This window comes from Actinosynnema sp. NPDC059335, assembly GCF_042752395.1.
GTDB lineage: Bacteria > Actinomycetota > Actinomycetes > Mycobacteriales > Pseudonocardiaceae > Actinosynnema.
Map to the genome: position 1 here is coordinate 1 of NZ_JBHYXZ010000245.1, position 8530 is coordinate 8530.

The 8530-nt window shown below is 75.0% G+C and carries 8 protein-coding genes and 1 pseudogene; 7 read left to right on the forward strand and 2 right to left on the reverse strand.

The annotated features are described in order from the left end of the window. The 4 genes and pseudogenes from ACFXGA_RS38395 to ACFXGA_RS38410 all read left to right on the forward strand — a co-directional run. Positions 1 to 357, forward strand: a pseudogene (locus ACFXGA_RS38395) (L-erythro-3,5-diaminohexanoate dehydrogenase); the annotation flags it as partial. A 56-nt stretch (positions 358 to 413) separates the two neighbouring features. Next, a complete protein-coding gene (locus ACFXGA_RS38400) occupies positions 414 to 1910 on the forward strand; it encodes an amidohydrolase (protein ID WP_378097554.1) in 1497 nt (498 codons plus the stop codon). Between the two features lie 76 nt (positions 1911 to 1986). After that, positions 1987 to 3555, forward strand: coding sequence for a lysine 5,6-aminomutase subunit alpha (locus ACFXGA_RS38405; protein ID WP_378097533.1), 1569 nt, complete (start codon positions 1987 to 1989; stop codon positions 3553 to 3555). Then, complete coding sequence (locus ACFXGA_RS38410) at positions 3552 to 4292, forward strand: OAM dimerization domain-containing protein (protein WP_378097536.1); 741 nt, start codon at positions 3552 to 3554, stop codon at positions 4290 to 4292. Before ACFXGA_RS38405 ends, ACFXGA_RS38410 begins: the two co-directional genes overlap by 4 nt. Here ACFXGA_RS38410 and ACFXGA_RS38415 read toward each other — a convergent pair. Next, the gene (locus ACFXGA_RS38415; protein ID WP_378097539.1) at positions 4250 to 5113 is read right to left on the reverse strand and encodes a hypothetical protein; all 864 of its coding nucleotides are present in this window, start codon (positions 5111 to 5113) and stop codon (positions 4250 to 4252) included. The genes ACFXGA_RS38410 and ACFXGA_RS38415 overlap by 43 nt on opposite strands. 95 nt (positions 5114 to 5208) lie before the next feature. Here ACFXGA_RS38415 and ACFXGA_RS38420 point away from each other — a divergent pair, with 95 nt between their 5' ends. Beyond that, entirely contained in the window at positions 5209 to 5580 is a 372-nt protein-coding gene (locus tag ACFXGA_RS38420) for a GntR family transcriptional regulator (protein WP_378097542.1), read from the forward strand. Here the strand turns inward: ACFXGA_RS38420 and ACFXGA_RS38425 are convergent. Beyond that, positions 5574 to 5759: a PspC domain-containing protein gene (locus ACFXGA_RS38425; protein ID WP_378097545.1), complete on the reverse strand. Its 186-nt coding sequence runs from the start codon at positions 5757 to 5759 to the stop codon at positions 5574 to 5576. The two genes, ACFXGA_RS38420 and ACFXGA_RS38425, sit on opposite strands and share 7 nt — an antisense overlap. Before the next feature lie 324 nt (positions 5760 to 6083). Here ACFXGA_RS38425 and lnt point away from each other — a divergent pair, with 324 nt between their 5' ends. After that, a complete protein-coding gene (gene lnt / locus ACFXGA_RS38430) occupies positions 6084 to 7691 on the forward strand; it encodes an apolipoprotein N-acyltransferase (RefSeq protein WP_378097548.1) in 1608 nt (535 codons plus the stop codon). Next, positions 7666 to 8457: a polyprenol monophosphomannose synthase gene (locus tag ACFXGA_RS38435; protein WP_378097551.1), complete on the forward strand. Its 792-nt coding sequence runs from the start codon at positions 7666 to 7668 to the stop codon at positions 8455 to 8457. The genes lnt and ACFXGA_RS38435 overlap by 26 nt, the downstream gene beginning before the upstream one ends. The last annotated feature ends 73 nt before the right edge of the window (positions 8458 to 8530 follow it).

Here is an 8530-nt window from a genome sequence, read left to right on the forward strand (position 1 = left end):
GGGGCGGTCCGGTCGGCCGGCCTGGCCGACGAGGTGGTGGTGGCCGACGCGCGCGACCCGCTGGCGGTCGCGGGCGCCGTGGGGGAGCGGGTGGACGTGACGGTGGTGTGCGTGGACGTGCCGGGGTGCGAGCACGGGGCGATCCTGGCCACCGCGGACGGCGGCACGGTGGTGTTCTTCTCGATGGCGACGTCGTTCCCGGCGGCCGCGCTGGGGGCGGAGGGGCTGGCGGCCGACGTGGAGATGCTCGTGGGCAACGGGTACGTGCCGGGTCACGCGGCGTTCGCGTTGGGGCTGCTGCGCGCGGAGCCTGCCGTGCGGGCGTTGTTCGAGCACAGGCAGACTCAGCAGGCGTGACTACTCTGCTCGTGGGGGGACGTATCCATTCCCCGACCGCTCCCGACGCCACCGCGATGGCCGTGGCCGACGGCGCCGTGGTGTGGCTGGGCCAGGACGCCGTGGGCCGCGCGCTGCACCCCGACGCCGAGATCGTGGACCTGGACGGGGCGTTCGTGGCGCCCGCGTTCGTGGACGCGCACGTGCACGCGACGTCCGCGGGGTTGCTGTTGACCGGCCTGGACCTGACCGGGTGCCGGTCGTCGGCCGAGCTGTTGGACGCCGTGCGGGCGGCCGGGGGGCCGGTGGTGTGGGGGCACGGGTGGGACGAGACGCGGTGGCCGGAGCGGCGGCCGCCCACGCGCGCGGAGCTGGACGAGGCGGCGGGGGGCGCGCGGGTGTACCTGTCGCGGATCGACGTGCACTCCGCGCTGGTGTCCACCGCCCTGCTCGACCTGGCGCCGCGGGCCCGCGGCGCGGACGGGTTCAGCGCGGACGGGCCGTTGTCGCGGGCCGCGCACCACCACGTGCGGCGGGCGGCGAAGGACGCCATCCCCGCGGGGCGTCGCCGCGCCGCGCAGCACGCGTTCCTGGCCCATGCCGCGTCGCGGGGCATCGCGTCGGTGCACGAGTGCGCCGGGCCGGACATCTCCGGGCGGGACGACCTGGCCGACCTGTTGGCGACGGACACGGTGGACGTGGTGGGCTACTGGGGCGGGTTGGAGCCGGTGGACCTGCCGGTGCGGGGTCTGGCGGGGGACCTGTTCGTGGACGGCGCGCTGGGGTCGCGCACCGCCGCGTTGTGCGAGCCGTACGCCGACGCCGACACCACCGGCGCGTTGTACCTGGACGCGGCCGCGATCGCCGGGCACCTGGTGGCGTGCACGCGGGCGGGGTTGCAGGCGGGGTTCCACGTCATCGGGGACGCGGCGGTCGCCGAGGTGGTCGACGGGTTCCGCCGGGCCGCCGAGGTGGTGGGCGTGCCCGCGCTGGCGGCGCGGCGGCACCGGCTGGAGCACCTGGAGATGGTCACGGGCGGGCAGGCGGAGGTGTTGGCGTCGTTCGGCGCGGTGGCGTCGGTGCAGCCGTTGTTCGACCGGGCGTGGGGCGGGCCGGAGGGCATGTACGCGCAGCGGTTGGGGGTCGGGCGGGGCACGGCGCTCAACCCGTTCTCGCGGCTGGCCGCGGCGGGGATGGTGTTGGCGCTGGGGTCGGACGCGCCGGTGACGCCGGTGGACCCGTGGGCCGCGGTGAAGGCCGCGGTGCGGCACCGCACGGAGGGGCACGGGATCTCGCCGCGGGCGGCGTTCACCGCCCACACCCGCGGCGGCTGGCGCGCGGCCGGGGTGGACGACGGGTTGACCGGCACGCTGCAGCCGGGCGCGCCCGCCACCTACGCGGTGTGGGACGCGGCCGGGTTGGAGGTCTCCGCCCCGGACACGCGGGTGCAGCGGTGGTCGACCGACCCCCGTTCCCGGGTGCCGGCGCTGCCGGCGTTGGACGGTCCCGCGCCGGTGTGCCTGCGGACCGTGTTGCGCGGCCGCACGATCTTCGACCGGGGCGACCTCGGATGAGGCGCGCCCCGCGGTCGCCGTGTCGCGTGCCGGGCACCGGCGCGTTCCGCCCGTCGTCAGAACAGGAGTGAGCCCGATGGCGTTGCTCGACCTCGACCCCGCCGTGGTCGCCGCGGCCCGCGACCTCGCGGCGAAGGCCGCCGCGCCCGTGGTGGCGATGGCCAGGGCCCACACCACCGTCGCGGTCGAGCGCGCCACCCTGCGGTTGGCGGGCATCACGGGCGCGGACACGACGCACCGGGCGGGTGACGTGCCGTGGGTGAACCGGGTGGTGGACACGGTGCGGGAGCACTGCGGTCTGGAGCGGGGCGTGGTGCTGCCGGTGTTCCACGCGTTGCGCGAGCACGGCCTGGCCACGCTCACCGAGCTGGCCGAGGCCACGGCGGCGGGGCAGGTCCGCTACACGGTGCCGACCGGCCGGGACCGGGAGCGGGCCCGCAAGGCCGCCACCGCGGCGGTCACGCGGGGTCTGCGGACGGTCGACCGCAACCGTGCCCGCCGGGACGCGCTCGTCGCGCGGCTGGGGGATCCGCCCCGCCGGCCGTGGATCTACCTGATCGTGGCGACCGGTGACATCGACGAGGACGTGGTGCAGGCCGCGAACGCGGCCCGCGCGGGCGCGGACGTCATCGCGGTCATCCGCTCCACCGGCCAGTCGCTGCTGGACTACGTGCCGGAGGGGGCGACCCACCACGGGTTCGCCGGCACCTACGCCACGCAGGAGAACTTCCGGATCATGCGGGCCGCGCTGGACCGGGTGTCGCGGGAGGTCGGGCGGTACGTGCGGCTGACGAACTACGCCTCCGGGCTGTGCATGCCGGAGATCGCCGTGCTGGCCGGCCTGGAGCGGCTGGACATGATGCTCAACGACTCCATGTACGGCATCCTGTTCCGCGACATCAACCCGGTGCGGACGTTCGTGGACCAGCGGTTCTCCCGGCAGGTCCACGCCCGCGCCGGCATCGTGATCAACACCGGCGAGGACAACTACCTCACCACCGCCGACGCGGTCGACGCCGCCCACACCGTCACCGTGTCGCAGCTGCTCAACGAGCACTTCGCGCACGAGGCGGGGCTGCCCGACCACCTGCTGGGCCTGGGGCACGCCTTCGAGATCGACCCCGACCTGCCGGAGTCGTTCCGGTTGGAACTGGCGCACGCGCTGCTGGCGCGGGAGCTGTTCCCCGACGCGCCGCTGAAGTGGATGCCGCCCACCCGGCACATGACCGGCGACGTGTTCCGCGGTCACCTGCTCGACGGGTTCTTCAACCTCGCCGGCGTGCTCACCGGCCAGTCGATCCTGCTGGTCGGCATGATGACCGAGGCGGTGGCCACCCCGTTCCTGTCCGACCGCGACCTGGCGCTGCGCAACGTCCGCTACGTCCTGGGCGCGGCGGGGAACCTCGCCGAGGACTTCCGGCCCGCGCCCGACGGGTTCATCGTCAAGCGCGCCCACCAGGTCCTGGGCGAGGCCGTGGACCTGCTGGGCCGCATCGTGGACGACGGGCTGCTCAACGCCATCGCCGACGGCACCTTCGGCCTGATGCGGCGCCCCGCCGACGGCGGCAAGGGAGCCGACGGCGTGGTCGCCAAGGCCGACGACTACGTCAACCCCGCCGCCGACCTGCTGGAGGCACAGCCGTGAAGCGCCACGTCCGCCCCTACGGCGACACCACCGGCGACGGCATGGTGCAGACCTCGTTCACCCTGCCCGTGCCCGCCGGGCCCCGCGCCGACGGGGCCGCCCGCCAGCTGGCCACCCGGATGGGCATCGACCCGGCGCTGGTCGTGCACTCCCACCCCATCGGCGACGACTTCACCTTCTTCGTCGTCTACGGCCCCGTCCGCCACATCGTGGACCTCGACGAGGTGCAGGTCGTGGAACGGGAGTACCCGCTCCTGCCGCCCACCGAGGTCAACGGCGCGGTCAGGAGGCTGCTGCGGCGCAAACTCGTGGTCGTCGGCGCGTGCATCGGCACCGACGCCCACACCGTGGGCATCGACGCGATCCTCAACGTCAAGGGCTTCGCCGGCGAGAAGGGCCTCGAGTACTACCGCGAGCTGAAGGTCGTCAACCTCGGCGCGCAGGTGTCGGTGCCCGAACTCGTGCGCCGTGCCCGCGCCGAGAAGGCCGACGCCGTCCTGGTCTCCCAGGTCGTCACCCAACGCGACGCGCACCTGCACAACACCCGGGAGATGTCCGCGGCGTTCCGCGAGGCCATGGGGCGGCGGCGGCCGCTGCTCGTGGCCGGCGGGCCCCGCTTCGACCCGCTCATGGCCGACGAGCTGGGCGTGGACCGCGTGTTCGGCCGCGGCACCACCCCCGGCGAGGTCGCCAGCTACCTGGTCCACGCCGTCCGGACGAAGAAGGAGAACGCGTGAGCCTCACCGAGGGATTCACCGTCACCCACCGCCGCTACGTGCCCCACTCCCACGCCCACTACGGCGGGGCCCTGGTCGACGGCGCCTATGGCCTGGGCCTGTTCGGCGACGTCGCCACCGAACTGCTCATCCGCACCGACGGCGACGAGGGCCTGTTCGCCGGCTACCGCGACGTCGCGTTCCTCGCCCCGGTCCGGGCCGGCGACGTCGTCGAGGCCACCGCCACCCTCGTCCGCGTCGGCACCCGCTCCCGCGACCTGGAGTTCGAGGCGCGCGTCGTGTGCCGCAGCGCCCCCGACCGCGGCCCCACCGCCGCCGACGTGCTCGACCCGCCCCTCGTCGTCACCCGCGCCCGCGGCACCGTCGTCGTCCCCCACCCCACCACCGCCGCCGCCGGGTAGGGAGTCGGGGTCGGCGCACACGTCCACCACGTTCACCCGGTGCCGCTGCCGCAGCTCCCCGGCCAACTCCCGCGGGTCCACCCCGAACGCCTCCACCACCCGCAACGACGCCGGCGTCCGCTCCACCCGCGCCGCGTCCGCCAGGTCGTCGTGCCCCGCCGCGCGCAGCGCCGCGGTCAACCGCGCGTAGTTCTCCGCCCGGGTCCGCTCGTCCCGCACCTCCCGCACCCGCGGGTCGCGGCGCAGCCCCTCGGCGGCGCCCCGCATCGCCTCGTCCGTGCCGAACAGCAGCTCCACCGCCGAGCAGTGCGGCACCGGCGTGCCCTCCACCCGGCGACCCGGCCACGACACCAGCACCAGCAGGGCCACCCCGGTGACCAACGCCAGCAGCACGGTCGGCAGCAGCGGTCGGCGGAACACGCGCACCACCCTGCCACGCCCCGTGCCCGACCGGCGACCCGACGTCACCCCCGCCGGTCACCCCGCCCGCCGCGCCCCTCTGCCACCATCGACACGTGATCAGCATCGACCCGGCCTCACCCGTGCCGCCCTACGAACAGGTGCGCACCCAACTCGCCCGCGCGATCACCGACCGCGACCTCGCCGTGGGCGCCCGACTGCCCACCGTGCGCGCCCTGGCCGCCGAACTCGGCCTGGCCGTCAACACCGTCGCCCGCGCCTACCGCGAACTGGAGGAAACCGGCCTCGTCGAAACCCGCGGCCGCGCCGGCACCGTCGTCAGCGCCGCCGGCCAACGCGGCCGCGAACACGTCCTGCGCGCCGCCCACACCTACGCCGCCACCGCCCGCGAACACGGCCTCACCGCCGACGAGGCCCTCGACATCGTCCGCGCCGCCCTCGCCGACCGACCCCGACCCGGTCAGTAGGGACGCTTGGGCATCATCACCCACAACACCAGGTAGACCAGGAACTGCGGCCCCGGCAGCAGGCACGACAGCAGGAACACCAGCCGCACCGTGTTCGGCCTCCACCCGTACCGGGCCGCCAGCCCCGCGCACACACCCGCGATCACTTTCCGGTCCTGCGGCCTGCTCAACGTCGTCATGCCTCCACCATCCCCGCGCCCGAACCAGCCGACATCGGTAACAACCCTGATTTCCTACCCCCACCCGACCACCCCCAACCCCAGGGCAACCCCGGCCCGCCCCACACGTCCACCCCCACCCGCCCGAACCGACACGCACCCCACCGCCGCCGGCCCGCGTTCGCACGAACCGGCTCCGCGGAGCCGGCCCGCCGCCCGTGGCGTCAGGACACCGGGGGAGACGCCGCCCCCGCGCCGCCCCCGGGCCGGCATCGCGCCGGCATCGCATCGGGACCGGCACGGGCTGACTGCGGGGGAGCGGGCGGGTGCTCGTAGGCTGAACCGGTGGTCGCAGCCCCCGTGACGCCGCAACCCCCCGGCGCCGACACGCCCCCCGCCCGCCGACGCCGGGACGTGCGCGGCACGCTCCTGCGGGTGCTGCTCGCCGCCGCCGGCGGAGCCGCCGTCTACCTGAGCTTCCCGCCGCGCACCCTGTGGTGGCTCGCGCCCGTCGGGTTCGCCGTCCTCGGCGTCCTGCTGCACGGCCGCCGCGCCCGCGCCGGGTTCGGCCTCGGCCTGGTCTGGGGCCTGGCGTTCATGGCCCCGCTGCTGCGCTGGACCGGCGAGTTCGTCGGCCTGGTCGCCTGGCTGCCCCTGGCCCTGCTGTGCGCGGCGCTGATCGCGGTCGGCACCGCAGCCATGGCCGTGGTGTCCCGGCTGCCCGGCGCGCCGCTGTGGATGGCGCTGGTGTGGGTCGCCGACGAGGCGCTGCGCGCCGCCGTCCCCTTCGGCGGGTTCCCCTGGGGCAAGATCGCGTTCGGCCAACCCGAGGGCTGGTACCTGCCGCTGGCCGCGGTCGGCGGCGCGCCCCTGGTCGGGTTCGCCGTCGCGCTCACCGGCCTCGGCGCCGCCCACCTGCTGCGCCGCCCGGCCGTCGGCGCGGCCGCCGTCGTGCTGCCGCTGGCCGCCGGGCTCGCCGCCACCGCCCTCGTGCACACCGACCCCGACCGGGGCACGGTCACCGTCGCCGCGATCCAGGGCAACGTGCCCCGCGCCGGCCTGGACTTCAACGCCCAGCGCCGCGCCGTGCTCGACAACCACGTCGCCCGCACCCTCCAGCTCGCCGACGACGTCGCGGCCGGCCGCGCCCCACGACCCGACCTGGTCATCTGGCCGGAGAACTCCTCCGACATCGACCCCTTCCGCAACGTCGACGCCGCCACCCGCATCCAACGCGCCACCGACGCGATCGGCGTGCCCGTCGCCGTCGGCGCGGTCGTCGTCGACCCCGACGACAAGCTGCCCCGCAACACCGTCGTGCTCTACGAACCCGGCGTCGGCCCCACCGACACCTACACCAAGCGGCAGCTGCAGCCCTTCGGCGAGACCATGCCCTACCGCGACTTCTTCCGGATCTTCAGCCCCGCCGTGGACCGCGCCGGGAACTTCCAGCCCGGCACCGACCCCGAGGGCTTCGCCATGGGCCGCGCCAAGGTCGCGATCGACACCTGCTACGAGGTCGCGTTCGACGGCGTGGTCCGCGACTCGATCACCGAGGGCGCGAACCTCATCGCCATCCCCACCAACAACGCCACCTTCGGCTACACCGAGATGACCTACCAGCAGCTGGCCATGTCCCGCGTCCGCGCCGTCGAGCACGGCAAGTCCGTGGTGGTCGCGGCCACCAGCGGGGTCAGCGCCATCGTGCTGCCCGACGGGTCGGTCACGCGGCGGACCGGCATGTTCACCCCCGACGCGCTGGTGGCGACGGTGCCGCTGCGCGGGGAGGCTACGCTGGCCACCCGGCTCGGCGCATGGCCCGAGTGGGTGATGACCGCTCTGGGCCTGATGGCCGTGGCGTTCAGCGTGACGACGAAACGACGATCGCGTCCGACCCCTGGTGCGGGTGTCGGCGAGGAGGACACGGATGGCGGACCAGCAGGCGCAGCCTGACCGCGAGCTCGGGCCGGTGCTGGTGGTGATCCCGACCTACAACGAGCGGGACAACATCGGGAAGATCGTGCGGCGGCTGCACACCGCGCTGCCGGCGACGCAGGTGCTCGTGGTCGACGACGGCAGCCCCGACGGCACCGGGCAGCTCGCCGACGAGATGGCCGCCGCGGACGACCGGATCCACGTGCTGCACCGCACCGAGAAGGCCGGCCTCGGCGCCGCCTACGTCGCGGGCTTCCGGTGGGCGCTGGAACGCGGCTACGGCGTGGTCGTGGAGATGGACGCGGACGGCTCCCACGCCCCCGAGGACCTCCCGCGGCTGCTCGACGCCCTGCACGACGCCGACCTCGTCCTCGGCTCCCGCTACGTGCCCGGCGGCAGCACGGTCAACTGGCCCAAGTACCGCGAACTGATCTCCCGCGGCGGCAACGTCTACTCCCAGATCGCGCTCGGCGCGAAGGTCAAGGACATCACCGGCGGGTTCCGCGCGTTCCGCGCCGAGGTCCTCGACCGGCTCAAGCTCGGCACGGTCGCCTCCCAGGGCTACTGCTTCCAGATCGACCTCGCCTGGCGCGCCATCGAACTCGGCTACCGCGTCGTCGAGGTCCCCATCACCTTCACCGAGCGTGAGGTCGGCGAGTCCAAGATGAGCGGCAGCATCGTCCGCGAAGCCCTGTGGCGCGTCACCAAGTGGGGCGTGCGACGCCGCGCGACCCAGCTGCGGGAACTGTTCGCCCCCAAACCCAAGACCCCCACCGCCCGCTGACCCCCGGGGGGATCGTGGGCGGAACGTCCGGGGGGGCCCCCGCCCGGGGGGGCGCCGGGGCGCCCCCGCGGGA